The sequence below is a fragment of the Acutalibacter sp. genome, from assembly GCF_056800975.1.
The window spans coordinates 1-16,182 of record NZ_JBQISV010000047.1 but is presented as its reverse complement, the minus strand read 5'-3'; the positions used below and the strand labels follow the sequence as shown (position 1 = coordinate 16,182).

Sequence of the window (16,182 nt, the reverse complement as noted above, 5' to 3'; positions counted from 1 at the left end):
TGGCGATGACCACAGCCACCTCAGCACGGGTGATGTTCTTCTTAGGAGCAAAGGTCTTGGCGCTGGCGTCGGTGTAGCTCATGTAGCCGGCAGCGATTACCTTGTAAACAGCATCCTTGGCCCAGCTTGCGATCTTGGTGTCGTCAGACACCTTCTCAGTGGCCAGCTCGCTGAGCTGCTGGCTGGCAGCCAGGATCACAGCCATCTGCTCACGGGTCACACTGCCCTTGGGGTTAAAGGTGGTGGCAGAAGTGCCGCTCATGTAGCCCTTGGACTCAGCGCAGTAGATAGCCTTGGTAGACCAGCTGTTGGCAGGCACGTCAGTGAACTTGGCGTTCTCCACCTCAAAGGCATTGTAGTCAACACCATACAGCTTGCACACGATCACAGCGAACTGCTCGCGGGTCATGGTCATGTCAGGGCTGAACACAATCTTGTCGCTGTTGGGGTCGGTGCTGCTCATGATGTCCTTGTTCAGAACAGTCAGGATCTGCTCCTCAGCCCAGCTGGGCAGCTTGTCGCTCACGTCGTCCTTGGTGATCTCGTCGGGCTTGTCGGTCTGCTTCTTGCTGACAGTCAGGGTGTACTCGGCAGTGGTGCCGTCCTCAGCAGTGACAACGATCTTCACAGCCTCAGTGGCGTCCACGGTCATGCCGTTGGTGTACTCCTCGCCGTTCACAGTGGCAGTAGCGCCCTCAGGCAGCTCCATGCTCAGCAGAACATTGGAGGGGTCCTCAGCCTCTGCGGTGAAGGTATTCTCCTCGCCGGCAGTGGCAGCCACACCGTCAACAGTGAGCTCAGTGATGCTGTTGTCGGTCTTCACATCCTCGGCCAGAACGGTCAGGGTGTAGGTGGTGCTGGTCTTGCCATCCTCAGCGGTAACAACAATCTCCACTTCCTTGTTCACGGCAATGGCGCTGTTGTCATACACGCGGCCGTCCACAGTGTAGGTAGCGGCCTCGCTGACCTCAATGGTCAGGACCTGAGCGGTCAGGTCGCCCTTCTCGCCGATCTTGGCCACAACCGTGTTGTCCTCGTTGATGATGCCGTTGGCCTCGCCTACCTTGATGGAGATCAGCTTGGCCTCGGTGCTGGGCTCGGCCTCAGCAGCAGTGAGCTTATAGGTGCTGGTGCTGCCGTTCTCAGCAGTAACGATAATGGGCAGCTCGTTGGTCAGGTCATACTCGCGCTCGGGATCGAAGTCACGATCGTTGATGGTGATCTTCGCCAGGTCGGAGCCAGTGACGATGTTCAGTTTCTGACGCAGCTGGCCATAGGGCACAGTAGCGGTGAAGGTGTTGTTCTCGCCGGCCACGGCCTCACGCTCGCCAACAGTGATGCTGGTGATGGAGCTGTCGGTGCTGGCGGGCAGGGTCTTCACGCTGAACAGGTACTGGGTGGTAGCAGTGCCGTCCTCAGCCTTAACCACAAAGCTGTCGCCGGAGACCAGCTTGCCGTTGTAGTACAGACGGCCGCCGGACACCGCGAACTGGCGGCTGGTCACATTGGGCCCGAAGAACTTCATGGGCTCGGTGGTGCTGCCGTCCTGCACGGTGGCGTTCTTGCTCACGTCGAAGGTGATGTCAAAGCTGGGGGTCTTCTTCCGGTCGTAGGACTCGGTGTTGTAGCTGTAGGGCACAGTGATGATGTACCGGTTGGTGCCGGGCACATCGTCCAGCTCAATGCTGACCTTCTCGTCGGGAGAGGAGATGCTGTTCAGCACGCAAGCGGAGCTGGCCGCGGTGCGGACGGCGTAGGCCTTGTAAACGCGGGCAGACTTGCGGGGGTCCTCGGGGGTAACGGTAAGAGTAGTGGTGTTGCCCACCTTGGTACGGTCAAAGCTGCCGGAGTTCATCTCGAGTTGGGTGGTAATCATGTTGGTGTCCAGCGCCGCAAAGGCATTGTCACCAGCAGCACCACTGTTGGCGGTGTCGTCCAGGTCCTGAACGCCCAGCGTGGTAAAGCTCAGGCCAACAGGAACTACACCAGTGGGAGACTTGGCATTGGTCAGAGTAGCGCCAGCGCTCTTAGTGTAATCGCCACCTCTGTAGAGATACAGGTTGGTGTCCTGGGCATCACCGCTGGCGTTCAGATTGAAGGTGTAGGGAACGTCGATCTGAACAAAGCGGTTGTCATGGTCAATGTTGCGAACGTCGAACACATTGGTCTCGTTCATGTCCAGGTCGCTGATGTCCTTGGAGTAGGTGACATGGGCATAGGTCAGCAGCTCCTCGGTGCGGGCTTCAGACTGCTTCACATAGAAGGTTTTTTGGCTCTTCTCATTGCAGTCAGCATGATCATTACCAGCAGCGCTCAGATCATCACCATAGAAAGCATGAACAACAATCTTGTAGGTGTAGCCCTTTGCTTTCTCCTCATTGGTAAGATTATCGGTTTTGAAGTACTTGGCAGGGCCAACACCATCGCTGTCAGTCATACCAACAAGGCCAACAATGGGGTCGGTAGAGGAGTGGTCTGTATCCAGGCCAACTGTGGTAACGGTTTTGCCAGTAGCGCCATTGCTGACGGAAACATCGATCTTAACGGGGTCCTCGTTGTAGCCCAGCACAACCACGTCATCACCGTCAATGGTGCGGGAGACAACGGGCTTCTGGGTCCACTCAGCATGGTCTCCGTTGCCGTACACAGAAATGTTGTTCACAGTGGCGGCAGTGGTGGGTGCGCCGCTGAAGGTCAGGTTGTAGCTGGCCACCTTAGAGCGGTCCTCGCTGGTAACAACCACCTTCATGGGGGTGCGGGTGAAGTTGCCCACAGGCACGTTGGGGAACTCAACGAAGTTGGCAACAGCAGGGTCGCCGTTGGTGCCGTTAACTGTAGTAGAACCATCCTTTTTGGTAACAGAACCGATAAGGCTACCGGAGGGGTCACTGTTACCAGGCTCACTCCCAGTGGTCCCGGCCACAGTGATAGACTCAGTAGTAGTTTTCGTCGCAGCGGTTTTCTGTGTAAGGGTTACATCAGTCCCGCTTACGGAAATATTCCAGCTAGTAAAGCTTTTGCCAGTAAGAGCAGAGGCTATTGCGGCCCCGTCTGTACCGCTGCCAGCAGTAACGACCAAATCTTCACCATCATAAGTGATTTTATAGGTCTTGGTTGCTTCAACGCCAGCAGTAATTTTGCTGAAGTCAAACGTAACGGAAGCCTTAGTGCCAGCAACGCCATTCTTCTTGTTGGCATAATCAGGGTCAGAGTTGCTCACTTCAGCAACCAGGTGCTCGTCCTTGTCCCAGTTGGAGATAGAAACCACAGCGCCATTGGGCACCTTGAAGCCCAGAGTTTTCTGGGTTCCAGGAGCAATGTTGCCGGTGTTGTCGCCAACCACAATGTTCTGGGTAGAGGTGGTGTTGGACAGGGACACATAGTCCTGCTCATACTCATTAGAAGTGGAATTCTCCACAGCCACATCGGAAATGAAGGCCTGGGTGTTCCGTACCATTACAGAGCGGAGGACCAGGTTTGCAGTTTTCTGCACGCCACGGTCGTTGTTCACAGCAGGCTCCACATGGCTGCTCTGGTTAACAGTGGAGACGTACAGCTTCACACCATCGGTGCCGCTGGTGCCATTCGCGGTGTCATCCAGCTGCAGAGCAGCCTTGCCGCTGACATCCCGGCGGCCATAGGTCTCGTTGTCCAGGTAGAAGTAGGAGCCGCCGGCGCTGGCATTCACATCGTTACGGGTGTTATCGCTGCCAGTAACAATGCCGTCCACATCGTTAGAAACCTTGAAGGTGGGGACCAGCTCTGTGCCAACCAAGCCCATGCCATAAGGAACGGTAAAGGTCATGTAGACAGTGGGATCGTTATCGTTAGGCTCGGTGATGGCAACATTGCCAATCTGGCCAGGAACGCTGATGCTCTCGAAGATGGTCTCAGTCACATACTTGATGGTATAATCCTGATAGGAGCCATCCTCAGCAGTAATCCGGACGCCATCCACATAGGCGTTCGAATTCTTTGCCAGCGTTTTGCACCAGGTTCTCTTATCGCTGGGGTTCGGATCGCTAAGAGTAAAATTCCTGTTTGCAGGTTTACCAACGGTAGAGGCCTTGTCAGCCGCCGTGATGGTAGGAGTGATGCTATCGCGGGAAGCGCCAATGGCCTTAGTGACGGTGATGACATTACCCTCGACCTTGTAGTCGATGATATCGTCGCCGGTGATGCCGTCATCCTCAGCAATGGCCACGTTGCGCCGCTTAGCGCGCTCCTTCACCGTGATGGTGAGGGGGTAGTCCTTCGCCTCAGCGCCAGCATCCTGCACGCGCACAGTCATCTTGTACTCGCCGTAGGTCTTCCCCTCGGGAGCCTCAATGCCTGTGGTGTTCAGGCTGATGGTCCGCTTGGCGGAGTCGGTGCCCGGAACGCCGTTCAGCGATGCGGTAAGGGGATTCTTACCCTCGCTGTCCAGCAGGGTCACCGTGGTGCCCTTCAGGCTTGAGAGCGTAAACTCCACAGCAGCAACCTTTGCAGCGACGTTTTCCTGGTCGTACTGCAGGGTTACGCTGTAGGAGCCGTCCTCAAGCACCGCCTGATTGCCGTCGACGTAGAGTGCATCTCCGTCGGCAGCAAAGGCGCTCATCGGAATCATTGCGGCGACCATGAGAATGGCCAGGAGCGCCGCAAGTGATTTCTTCAGAAACTTGCTTTTGTTCATGTTTTCAACCCTCTTAGATTTTAGATTCTCTCCGGCCCCTTCGCCGGGGAGTGGAAGTTAACTATATAATAACCTTTGAGCGCGAAAAATGCAAGCCTTTTTTTCAACTTTTTTTCGTCTTTACATAATTTTTTACGCGGCGGGCAAACTATAGAATTTGGCGGTATTATGCGGTTTTCGAGGCATTTCTCTGTGCTTTTTACCCCATTTTCTGTCTGTTTGCCCATATTTCACCATGGTTCACCCTGCCATTGTTGGCGGTTATGCCCGGTAAAATGGCTCTTAAATAGCCTGTCCGCTCCCCCTTTTCCTCCTTTCCTGCAAAGAAATTAAGTCCCCGCGCCGTACTTTTTGCGGGGTTCGGGCCGCTTTTTTCGCTGCGTGCGGTAATTATAACATAAAATGCGCCCCAACGCAATCGTTAAGGCGCTATTATTTACAATTTTTTCCATTTTGCTGTTCCGCGCTGTTTTTTTGCCCTCTTGTCAGGGCTTTTCCCAGCTTTGCCACCGCGTCGGCGCTGATTTCCTCCCCATGCTCCCGGCAATAGGCAAACAACACCGGGCAGGGCCCAAGGCATATGCCATAGCGCCCCGCCGCCCGGGCCAGCCTCCGGCGCTGGCACAGCCTTGCCCCCACCCGCAGGTAGTAAAATCCCTGCCATATGCACAGGCACGAGGGCGCGGCCGGCCAACGCCGGTAAATTTCCGCCACCGCCCCGCACAGGGCAGTGGCTCCTTCCAGCCGGAAAACCAAGGGCTGGGGAGGGGTTTTCATCCTCACAGGCAGCCCCCCTTGCTCCGTTTACCCTATACTATGTTGACTGCCAGGGAATGTGCGGCCTACAACGCCAGGCAGCGCATTTCCAGATAGGGGTCCTCCGCCTGAAACACCGATGTGCCCGCCACCAGAATGTCCGCCCCCGCCGCTTTGCATAAGGGCGCGGTCTCCAGGTTGACGCCGCCGTCCACCTCTACCAACAGATGGGGAAAACGGTATTTCAGCTGGAATATCTTGCGGAGGGGGTCCAGCATCAGCTTCTGCCCGCCAAATCCTGGGTTGACGGTCATCACTGTCGTCTGGCGCAGATGCCTGCCCCAGTCGCCAATGGCGGAGGCTGGCGTACCCGGGCTGACAGCTGCCCCCGCCTGGGCCCCAGAAGACCGTATGGCAGCGATCAGCTCCTCAGGGTCATCCTTGCACTCCACATGAAAGGTGATGACGTCGGCTCCCGCCTTACGGAAGGGAGCAATGTAGGGCATGGGGTGCTCAAGCATCAGGTGCACGTCAAACAGCAGCCGGGTCTTGTCCCGCAGCGCGGCCACCACTCCCGGGCCAAAGCTGATATTCGGCACAAAGTGCCCGTCCATGATGTCGATATGGAGCATATCCGCCTGCTTGATCTTTGCAACCTCCCGGTCCAACGCTGAAAAATCAGCGGCCAACAGCGACGGCGCGATGTATACCATATTCTCCTCCTGGTTTTTCTTCCTTTGCTTTCTATTATATATAGGCTTTTTCTCTTTAAGTTCCCCCAGATGTACCGTTTTGGCTAATTTAATACTATGATAATTATATTATCTGACAAGGTGTGGGCTTTCCAGTCTGTCCGACGCATGAGTGCTTTTGACTGCCCTGTGACTGAGGCGGGGCTGCCTGTGGTTGACAAGGGATGCTCCTTGCGGCGCTCCGATTTGCTGGCTGCAAACAGGGACGCTCGCCCCCTTGCTCCGCAGGGGGAGGAAGCCGCCAAGGGCCTGCGTCTGCGCTCGCTGGGACTTCCTTTCCTGTTTCAGCCGGCAGCGGGCAGGCCGCTGGTCTCCCTGTGGTCGACCGCGCTAAGTACGGCGGCGCAGTCTTACCCCGTTCTGAACTGTGTGGTGGGAGTGAGATACTGCCTCGCGCCTTTGCTTTCTGCGCCGCCTAAGGTCAAGGTCGCGAGACGCTGTCTCGCGCTCTGCAACCTTTGAAAAGGTTGACGAAACTTTTAGTTCGCGCTTGTTTGCTCTGCTTCGCTTTGGGCTTTTTGCCCGCGATGGGGGCTATTTGCATAGCATTTGCGCTGCTATTGTCAGCACTGGTATGGTTATGATCGACAGCACCGTCGACACCGCCACCAGCTTGGAGGCCAGCTCTGAGTCCCGCTTGTACTGCACCGCAAACAACACCGTGTTCGCCGCCACCGGCGTCGCCGCCTGTACCATCGTTGACACAAACAGCGTCTCTCCCGGCTGTATCACCAGCAGCAGGCCCAGATAGATCAGCGGCGCGGCAATCAGCCGCAAAAATGACGCCCGGTAGACTGCCATGTCTGACATAAACGAGTGCAGGTCCGCCCCCGCGATATATGTGCCGATCACCAGCATGGCCAAAGGCGTGTTCAGGTCAGCCAGCAGGCCCAGGGGCTCGCTGACCACCGCCGGCAGCTTCAGCCCCAGAAAGTAAATGGGAAGCCCGAACGCCAGCCCGATCACGCCCGGATTCAGCAGCAGGGTTTTCAGGTTCATTTTCGCGCCGCCGCTCATCATGCTGTAGCCATAGGTCCAGCACAATATGTTGAACACCACCACGCCAAAAGAGGCGTAAATCACTCCCGTGTCCCCCACAATGCCCTGCACCAGGGGGATGCCCATAAACCCGGTGTTGCTGAACAGCGTGGCAAAGCGCAGCACCTTTTGCCGCTCCTCCGGCTCCTTGCGAAAGCACAGCAGGCTCAGGCCCAGGGCAATGCCCATCCACAGCACCGGCAGGGCCACGGCCATCAGCAGCTCATAGGCTCCCAGCCGGTCCGCCGAGTCCAGAAAGGAGTTGATGATGACACAGGGGGTCACCAGCTTGATGAGCAGCGTGGTCACCTCAGAGGCTCCCCGCTCTGTGAGCATTCGCCGCTGGGTGACCAGATAGCCCACCAGAATCACCACCAATATAACGGCCACCTTGCCCACTACTGCCAGAACAGCCTCCATCTGCCGCCCCTCCTTTTCATGATTCTGCTGCCTGTGACACAGAGAACAGCCTGCTCTGTCCTAAAAATCGATTCTGTCGTCGTCCTCTGGCACATCCCGGCCCTTTTTCCGGTATTCCTTGAAAAAGGCCGTGGTGAGAATGACCAGCGCAGCGCCGGTGACGCATTTGAAGCCAATGCCCCAGCCCCCCTCAAACAGCTTGATCTCCGGCCAGACAGCGTCCCCCAGCCACCAGCAGCCCATTACCAGAAAGACCCCGCCGGCCAGAAGAAAAATCTTGTTCTCTTTTGACATGGAGAACATCAGAATGAGCCCTACCGCAAACCATAAAATGGCGTAAAAATAGCCCATGTTCCTCCCCCGTTCCTCTTTTTCGGCCCAAAATCACCTCTATTATAGCCGTTTTTTGCTACAAATACAAGCCCGCGGAACGCAATACGGCAAACAAAACAAATACGGGGCCAAAAGCCCCGCATTTTTTCTCTATCCATTGTCAACCCCGCCGCTTTATTCCAGGATGTACAGCACCATATCCCGGCGGCCGATGATACTGCACTCCTCAATGGTGTCATAGCACAGGTCGGAAATAATGTCCCCAGCCAGGCAGGCCCCGCCGGTGTCTCCCGCCACCCCGTAGCCGTAGACAATGCTCCCGTCCGGAGAGGCCACAAACATTTTTGTCCCATAGGGAATAATATCCGGGTCCACTGCGATAACGCCCCGCTCTGCCAGCAGCCCCACAGAGGTGGTGCCCCCGGGAATGCAGTAGGCCGTGCACTCGCCGGTAATGGCCCTGCTATACCGCACCTGCTTGCCATCCTGGTCGGTCAGCGTGCCCGCCGTCGTGTTGACAGAAAAGCCCTGCCCGGAGTTCCCCGTGTCCCCAGGCTTGCTGGTGGGGCTGGGCGAGCTGGAGCTGCCGTCGTCAATGAAGTCCAGCTGGGGGGCCTGGGTCTGATATCCGGAGCCCCGCAGAACAATCTCCTTCACCGGCTCGGCCACTACCTCCTCTGAGAGCAGCTCCCGGCTTTCCAGCTCTCCGTCCACATATACTGCCCGGTAGCGCAGCTCCTTTTTCCCCTTCATACCCTCGGTGAGCACACTGGTCTCTCCCTCCACCAGGTCCCGGGTATGTACATATTTCCGCTCGTAGTCGATCTCCTCTGTCTCTGTCTCCTCCTGGGTCTTCACCCGCCGCACGGTGATTTTCATGCCCGTGCGCAGGGTTGTCTGAAGGTCAGGCTCCACCCGATCCTCCTTATCCAAGGTGACGCCCACCTTTTCCAGCGCCCCCTCCACAGTCAGGGCCTGAACCCGGTAGCCTCGGGTGCTCCCGTCCACGGCAATGCGCACGCTCACCACCCGGGAGACCTCTACCAACATATCGTCCTTTACCGGCTCGGTGAGCTCATGGTTGCAGCTGTCCAGCTCAGAGAGCTTTACCCCTGCCTCCTCCAAAGCGTCGGCCACTGTGCCGCCGGAGACCTTCACCTGGGTGGTCTCTCCGTCTGCCACAATATTCACCCGCAGCAGCCGGGTGATCTCCACCGTCAGCGGAGCGGCAATGACCATCTCCCGGTTAGGGGCCACCTGGTCAGCCTCCTTCAGCCACAGACCGTTCTCGGTCAGGGCCTCCTCTACTGTATCTCCCTTATAGGCGGTGTATCCAGCTGACTCCTCCCCGTCCCGAACATAGAGCTCCACGCCCCGCCGCAGGGCGACGGTTCTGCCGTCCTCCCCCAGCTCTGCCAGGTCCAGGGGGCCAAGGGGCTCCATACCCTGGGCCTGAGCCTGGCTCAAAATGCTGTCCAGCGGGTCCCGGCCCAGGCCGCTCATAGAAAAGCTGTAGGTCTTCTCCCAGTCCTCCACCACAACAGGGATCTCCCGGGCAAACACCCGCATGGCAATGGCCACGCACAGCGCCAGCGCCGCCACACCGGCAGCGGCCAGCACAGCCAGCTGCAGCCGCTGCTTTCTGCTTATTCTTCTTCGGTACATTCTGTCTCTCCTTTATTGCCTGGCGGTCAGACCGCCGGATCTTCCGGTCATTCCCCCAGTATAATGGGCTTTTGCCGGGAAGTCAAGCTTTGGTAAGTCCTGCTTTTGTGGATTGCCGACAAGTTTGCATATTCATACATCTCCTTCCGCCTGAAATAACCCTGCCGCGTCCAGATTTCACCCTGTCAGCGCGGGGTTTTCCTGTCATTGTGTAAGAAACGAAGAAAGAGCCTGTCCTTTTCTACACATATTCATTCACTTTATTGAATACTCCGGGGCATGCCTGACTCTTGCCTCCATGTGTTTCCTCTTCCTCCCTTTTGGGGATATCACCCGGTTTAATCTCATGATCTGCATCCTTTGCCATCATACTAAGCCGGAATGCGCAGCGCGAAGCCGGCCGCAAAATTGTTATGGAATGCAAAAATGCCCTGAAAGCCTCTTGGCTTTCAGGGCAATAATTGCCGGTAGAGATAAACTTAGCGCTTGGAGAACTGAGGCGCGCGACGAGCCGCTTTCAGGCCGTACTTCTTGCGCTCCTTCATTCTGGGGTCGCGGGTGAGGAAGCCGGCCTTTTTGAGCACAGAGCGCAGCTTCTCGCTGTCGAACTGCAGCAGGGCCCGGGCCACGCCGTGGCGGATGGCGCCCGCCTGGCCGGTAACGCCGCCGCCGGCCACCCGGCACACAATGTCAAACTGCTGGTCCGTGCCTGTCAAGGTGAGGGGCTGGCGGACAATATATTTCAGGGTGTCCAGACCAAAATAATCGTCGATATCCCGGTCGTTGATGGTCACCTTACCGGTGCCCTGGTACAGGCGCACACGGGCTACAGAGCTCTTTCTTCTGCCGGTGCCGTAGAAATAGGGTGCAGTCTCATACATAGTTTCACATCCTCCTTACATATTCCATGCTTCGGGCTTCTGGGCAGCGTGCTTGTGCTCGCCGCCGGCATACAGCCGAAGGCGGGACATGGCGCTGCGCCCCAGGGTGTTGGAGGGGATCATCCCCTTCACCGCCAGCTGCATGGCAAGCTCCGGCTTGGTGCGCATCAGGGCGTCATACCGGGTGGCCTTCAGGTGGCCGATATAGCCGGTGTGACGGTAGTAATACTTCTTTTCGGCCTTTCCGCCAGTGAGCACCGCGTCCTTGCAGTTGACGATGATCACATGGTCGCCGCAGTCCACATGGGGGGCAAAGGTGACCTTATGCTTGCCGCGCAACAGCACCGCCGCCTGCGCCGCTACCCGGCCCAGGGGCTTGCCAGCCGCGTCGATGACATACCATTTGCGCTCGACCTCTGCGGCCTTGGGCATCGTAGTTGACATAGCTTATAACCTCCAAACTTTCACTGCCGTTCTTTTTTCACCAGTTGATGATATCACATGTCAGGGTCCGTGTCAACACTTTTCCCGATATTTTTTAATTTGCTGTAAGCAATACTCCTGATATCTCCTGTTTACTCCTCTTTGCTCTCTGGTTCTCACTTGCTATTTTCACTCTTTGGCCGGGCATAGCCCATGCGGCACAGGGACCAGACCAGCGTGGAGGCCTGCACCTGCTCTGCCAGCTGCCACAGGCTGGCTGTCACCCGCAGCTCTACTCCCCGGCCCACCAACTCGCCCAGCAGGTCCTTCACCTGGCGGCAGGCAATGGGCCGCTGAGTGGTTGTGGCCACATAATACCCTGCGGCCGGGTCCTGAAGCACAAACTCATCAGGCGCAAACTCATATACATATAATATGGTATTCCGCATGGCCTCGAACCAGCCATGCTCAATCACCACCCCATGGCATACCTCCGGGGAGCTGAAAAACCGCTGCCGGTCCTCCTGAGTAGTCTGGGGGCCTGCGTGGTAGGTTACCCGGGGGCAGTTTCTGGGCGTGATGAAGTTGGGCAGGCGCTGCCAGTCAATGGCCCACACCAAACCCACGCCAGGGTCCAGGTCCGACCGGGTGGGGGGCCGGGGGTGAAACACCTGGATGCCCGGCTCCTCGCTGACATGAAACAACCGCATACTGTTCCCCTCCCGTCTGAGTGTCTTGAAAGACGCGGACAATGCAAAAAGACGGTCTCCCAAAGGAAACCGTCTACTGTGTTGGCGAACACCTATTTTCCCGGGCCGTCTCCAGCCAAGTATTTTCGGCACGAACGGGCTTAACTTCCGTGTTCGGGATGGGAACGGGTGGACCCCCGCCGTAATCAACACCAACTTCTTTTTGTTCAGTCTCTCGACTGCTTACATATAATACCACAGCTTTCTGGAAATTGCAAGCCTTTTTTTCATGTTTTTGCAATTTTTTCTTGCTACGCTATATATAGTGTACTTACATTAGCATCAAGCATATATGTTCTTGCTTTTTGGACGTCTCTTTAACTCGTCACATTGCGAATTAGAGGTTGTCGCTGTCGGTATAATAAATTTCTTTGCGGCTTCAGAGCTGTTCCCTTTTCTACTGACAACACAGAGCTTGCCGGGGAGAGCTTGTTTCTGCCAGCACGCAAAAGCTGGGGAAAATGCAAAAAGACGGCCTCCCAAAGGAAACCGTCTGCTGTGTTGGCGAACACCTATTTTCCCGGGCCGTCTCCAGCCAAGTATCTTGGGCACGAACGGGCTTAACTTCCGTGTTCGGGATGGGAACGGGTGGACCCCCGCCGTAATCAACACCAACTCGTTTTTGCTCAGTCTCTCGACTGCTTGAATATAATACCACAGCTTTTTGAAAATTGCAAGCCCTTTTTTTATTTTTTTCGTCTTTCTTTCATTTTTGCTATATACAGGCGCTTTCATATTTCTATCGCAATATATTGTGTATATTCTCTCCTATCCCTTCAACCGAAAGACTTTTGTAAGAGGACCTTAAGACATTTCCTGCTCTCCTGCCGGAAATCCCCTTGACTTAACTAAGAGAATGCTTTAAACTTAAACTATCAGGAATTTCGTAAACGCAGCGGAAACCATGAATAGGAGGCTCTACTTATGAAAAAAGGCAAGTTTGGCATTGTGCTCTGCTTCTACCCCATCGCGGCCTTTGCGGCAGTTATTCTCAACTCCCCCATTATCTGTCTGGCGTTGGCCGCAGCCGCCATTTTTCTGGAAAAAGACGAATGGGCTGGCAGACAGTCCCTGCAGGCCTGGATGGCCTCTGTTGTGGTCTTTTTCTTCAATGGCCTGTTCAAAAACGTGATGGGGCTGATTCATGTGCCCTTCCTCTCCACCATGTTGTCGGTGGCTGCCGGCGTGCTGGGCGCCCTGGTCTACCTGGGCGCGATCATCCTCAGCGTTTTGGCCATTCTGCGGGTCTCCAAGGACGAAGAGGCCAATGTGCCTCTGTTGTCCTCTCTGGCCTACCGCATTTATGGCAAGGTGCGGCCCAAGCCCGCTCCCTCCCAGTACACCGCTCCCTATCAGCCCCCTCAGCAGCCCAACGGCGGCTATGGCTACCCCAATCCCGGCAATGGAGCTCCTGCCGCGCCTCAGCCCCCTTACGCGGCCCCTTACCCGCCTCAGGCTCCGGCCAATCCGGCTCCCGCGCCTCAGTACGCCCCGCCGGTAAACCCTGCCCCCCAGCCCCCTCAGCAGCCGGCAGCGCCGGCCCAGAGCGACGGCCAGAACGGGGCGGTGTGACGGCTGGGTTTTCCTGACCCTGATTCCATCCTTCCCTGTGAACTAAGCCGCCTTGGGCATTTGCCGAAGGCGGCATCTCTCTATTCTGAAACGGAGGCGCTATTATGGAGCGGGAATATATTTATCGGAGCAGCAAGGGGCCTGTACGCAAGCCCAGCCGCCACAACCGTCCTCCCTGGCCCCTGTGGACCCTGACCGGCCTGGTGGTACTGGCTATTGTGATCCTTCTGGTGGTTTTGTTTACACGGAAGGGCAGCGGCCCCTCGGAGGACGACAGCTCGCAGCTCCCTGCCGCTGCCCGTTCCTCCAGCGCGTCCTTCTCTGAGGGGGAGCCCACCCCTTCTCCCACCCCCTTTACTCCTGCCCAGCAGACTGCGCCGGACGCCGCGCCGGAGGACCTGGGAGGTCTGATGGTGGTGGAGGGCGCGGCCTATGAATATTTCTCATTCTCAACCGAGACAGCCAATTCTTACATCTCTGCGGTAGCTGCGGCCGGGGATGCTCTGTCGGGCACGGCCCAGCTATATCACCTAGTCGCCCCCAGCAGCATGGATGTTCTGCTGCCGGAGAGCTATCTCAGCGAACACCAAATAGACAGCGCAGACCAGCGCAAGGCCATTGAAACCTATATCTACCCCTCTGTCACCAGCATGAGCTCTGGCGTTAAGACGGTTTCGGTGTTTGACGCTCTGCTTCAGCGGTGCGACCAGTATCTTTACTTTCGTACCGACCGCACTTGGACCCAGCGGGGCGCGTATTACGCCTATGTGGAGTTCTGCCGGGCCAAGGGCATTGAGCCCATTCAGCTGGACCAGCTGGTAAAAAAGGAGTATGAAGGCTTTATGGGCGGCCTCTCTGCCCAGGCAGGGGAGGACAGGCTCACCGCTGACACTGTGGAGGCTTTTCTCCCCGCCGGAAACACCAGCCTGAGCTTTACCACCAGCGAGGGGGACACAAATGACGGCTGGCAGGTAATCTCTGATGGCAGCGATTACAGCAGCTCTCTGCTATACCTGATCTTCGCTGCGGGAGACCAGCCCTACAAGGTATTGGAGAACCAGGACATCACTGACGGCTCGGCCTGTGTGGTGGTACAGGACTCCTATGGCAACTTCTTTATTCCCTTCCTGACACAGCACTATCAGCATGTGTATGTTGTGGACTACCGGTATTATGAGGGCAGTGTGCCCCAGCTGGCCAGCGACAAGGGAGCCTCGGACGTGATTATTCTCAACCAGGTGATGGCTGTCAGCAGCGAGGACGCGGTAAGCTCCCTTCAGGACTTGTTCTAAGTGGGGTGATCCTAAAAAAAAATTACCATCCATTTTCAGGAGGAAAGCATGAAAAATTACACCCAAGTCTATGTGAAGAACAGTCTGGAAGCAGCAAAGCTGTACTGCGACGCTTTTGGGGCGGAGATTACCCGGGAGATGAAAAACCCTGATGGCACAGCCTATGAGCACTGCGAGCTGTCTGTGAACGGCGAGGGCTTTCTGGCGTTGGCCGAGGCGGCAAATCCCTGTGACGTGGAGCTTGTACACAAGATGAAATGGGAGACCATGACCTTCAATGTGTTTGAAATGGGGAGCAAGGAGGCGGTTCTTCACGCCTTTGAGGTGCTTAGCAATGGGGGCGTGGTGCTCCACCCGATCGGGGCCTTGCCCTGGAATGAATATAACGCAACCGTAATCGACAAATACGGGGTCTGCTGGTGGATCGCCATCTGAGCCAGGTCCTACAACAAAGAAAAAGGACAGCCTAAAGTGTGATATTCTTAGGGGAGAAGTAAAAAAAGCCGAATAGGGTAAGGAAAGCAGAAAATCCTGCCTGGATTAATGAAGTGCACAGCATTCATCCAAGCGGGACTTTCTGTTTCCTGGCATTCTTCCTTGTCTTTACGTAGTTAGTGTGGTAACTTCAACATGAATTTCAAGGCCCTTTTTATCTTCTTACTCTTGGTCTATCCTCTCTCCCAAATACTTCATCACCATCTGCGCCGCCTCAGCCCGAGTCGCGCCCCCTTTCGGGTCCAGCACGCCGTTCCCCCTGCCGCAGACAATGCCGTTCTCACTGGCCCAGCACAAAGCTTTCCAGGCGTACCCGCTGACCCTATCGGAATCATTGAAATCCAGTTCATTCTTCCCCGGCTCGGGCTTTCCGGCATACCGCCAGAGCATCACCGCCAGATCCTGCCGTGTGATGGGCCGGTCGGGAGCAAACTTACCGCCGCCCACTCCGGCGACGATGCCCTCTGCCGCCGCCCAGTTCACAGCGTCCGCATACCATCCGTTGGTCACGTCGCTGAACTTGCCGCCCTCTGCCGGAGGCCTGCCCTCCTTGTTGTAGATGATTTGGGCAAACTGCGCCCGGGTCAGGCTGTCGTTAGGGCCAAACCTGCCGTTTGCGTAGCCAGACATCAGACCGTTCTTGCAAACAAACTCCACCGCTTTGATATACCAACCGGTATCGCTCACGTCCGGGAAGGGGTTCTTCCATGGCTCTGGCGATTGGCTGGGGGATGTGGTGGGGGTGGGGGTTGGCGAGCCAGTCGACGTAGGGCTTGGGGAGTCCGTAGGCCCTGGGCTGGGCGTTGGCGTCTGAATTGGTACAAAATCGGCCTTAACCGTCACATTCCGGCTGGGCATTTTGAAAGTGTACTTGCCGTTCTTCTCGGTAAACTCTACTGCCTGGTTCTGGCTGTCTGTGACGGTGATTTTGTCCAGCTTGTAGCCATCGTCCGGCTGGACGGTCAGGGTCACGGTACTACCCGAACTTGCGCTTGTCGGACTGGCAGTAACGGTGCCGTGCTCCGCTTTCTCGACCTTTACATCGTAATAGCTGACAGATGGGTACCAGCCGCCACCGCCCGAGCCGCTGTTTTTCTTTACCCAGCCCACCGCGATAGGAGATAGGCCGGTGAC

Annotated in this window: 13 protein-coding genes and 2 rRNA genes; 3 read left to right on the top strand and 12 right to left on the bottom strand. The window is 56.5% G+C overall.

Annotated features, from left to right (window positions below; all coding sequences use genetic code 11):
- The 11 genes from ACTO5E_RS06695 to rrf (ACTO5E_RS06645) all read right to left on the bottom strand — a co-directional run.
- Positions 1–4,672: S-layer homology domain-containing protein (locus ACTO5E_RS06695; RefSeq protein WP_482302634.1), on the bottom strand; the 4,672-nt coding region annotated here is incomplete at its 3' end.
- Between the two features lie 432 nt (positions 4,673–5,104).
- Positions 5,105–5,455, bottom strand: coding sequence for a hypothetical protein (locus ACTO5E_RS06690; protein ID WP_482302633.1), 351 nt, complete (start codon positions 5,453–5,455; stop codon positions 5,105–5,107).
- A gap of 59 nt (positions 5,456–5,514) precedes the next feature.
- Entirely contained in the window at positions 5,515–6,141 is a 627-nt protein-coding gene (gene rpe / locus ACTO5E_RS06685) for a ribulose-phosphate 3-epimerase (RefSeq protein ID WP_482302632.1), read from the bottom strand.
- A 573-nt stretch (positions 6,142–6,714) separates the two neighbouring features.
- The gene (locus tag ACTO5E_RS06680; protein WP_482302631.1) at positions 6,715–7,638 is read right to left on the bottom strand and encodes an AEC family transporter; all 924 of its coding nucleotides are present in this window, start codon (positions 7,636–7,638) and stop codon (positions 6,715–6,717) included.
- Between the two features lie 60 nt (positions 7,639–7,698).
- On the bottom strand, positions 7,699–7,989 hold the full coding sequence (locus tag ACTO5E_RS06675; RefSeq protein WP_482302630.1) for a hypothetical protein: 291 nt from the start codon (positions 7,987–7,989) through the stop codon (positions 7,699–7,701).
- A 156-nt stretch (positions 7,990–8,145) separates the two neighbouring features.
- Positions 8,146–9,636: a ubiquitin-like domain-containing protein gene (locus tag ACTO5E_RS06670; protein ID WP_482302629.1), complete on the bottom strand. Its 1,491-nt coding sequence runs from the start codon at positions 9,634–9,636 to the stop codon at positions 8,146–8,148.
- 479 nt (positions 9,637–10,115) lie between these two features.
- Entirely contained in the window at positions 10,116–10,517 is a 402-nt protein-coding gene (gene rpsI / locus ACTO5E_RS06665) for a 30S ribosomal protein S9 (RefSeq protein ID WP_482302628.1), read from the bottom strand.
- 15 nt (positions 10,518–10,532) lie between these two features.
- On the bottom strand, positions 10,533–10,961 hold the full coding sequence (gene rplM, locus ACTO5E_RS06660) for a 50S ribosomal protein L13 (protein ID WP_482302627.1): 429 nt from the start codon (positions 10,959–10,961) through the stop codon (positions 10,533–10,535).
- A 155-nt stretch (positions 10,962–11,116) separates the two neighbouring features.
- Positions 11,117–11,650 (bottom strand): DUF6886 family protein, encoded by a 534-nt coding sequence (locus tag ACTO5E_RS06655; protein ID WP_482302626.1) that lies wholly within the window; start codon positions 11,648–11,650, stop codon positions 11,117–11,119.
- Between the two features lie 79 nt (positions 11,651–11,729).
- Positions 11,730–11,846: ribosomal RNA gene (gene rrf / locus ACTO5E_RS06650) — 5S ribosomal RNA — on the bottom strand.
- A gap of 342 nt (positions 11,847–12,188) precedes the next feature.
- Positions 12,189–12,305 (bottom strand): 5S ribosomal RNA (gene rrf, locus ACTO5E_RS06645).
- Between the two features lie 308 nt (positions 12,306–12,613).
- Here rrf (ACTO5E_RS06645) and ACTO5E_RS06640 point away from each other — a divergent pair.
- The 3 genes from ACTO5E_RS06640 to ACTO5E_RS06630 all read left to right on the top strand — a co-directional run bounded on the left by ACTO5E_RS06640 (position 12,614) and on the right by ACTO5E_RS06630 (position 14,988).
- Complete coding sequence (locus ACTO5E_RS06640; RefSeq protein ID WP_482302625.1) at positions 12,614–13,261, top strand: hypothetical protein; 648 nt, start codon at positions 12,614–12,616, stop codon at positions 13,259–13,261.
- Between the two features lie 104 nt (positions 13,262–13,365).
- Positions 13,366–14,553, top strand: a complete 1,188-nt coding sequence (locus tag ACTO5E_RS06635) for a DHHW family protein (protein WP_482302623.1) — start codon at positions 13,366–13,368, stop codon at positions 14,551–14,553.
- A gap of 48 nt (positions 14,554–14,601) precedes the next feature.
- Positions 14,602–14,988 (top strand): VOC family protein, encoded by a 387-nt coding sequence (locus tag ACTO5E_RS06630; RefSeq protein ID WP_482302621.1) that lies wholly within the window; start codon positions 14,602–14,604, stop codon positions 14,986–14,988.
- A gap of 222 nt (positions 14,989–15,210) precedes the next feature.
- Here the strand turns inward: ACTO5E_RS06630 and ACTO5E_RS06625 are convergent.
- Positions 15,211–16,182: S-layer homology domain-containing protein (locus tag ACTO5E_RS06625; protein ID WP_482302620.1), on the bottom strand; the 972-nt coding region annotated here is incomplete at its 5' end.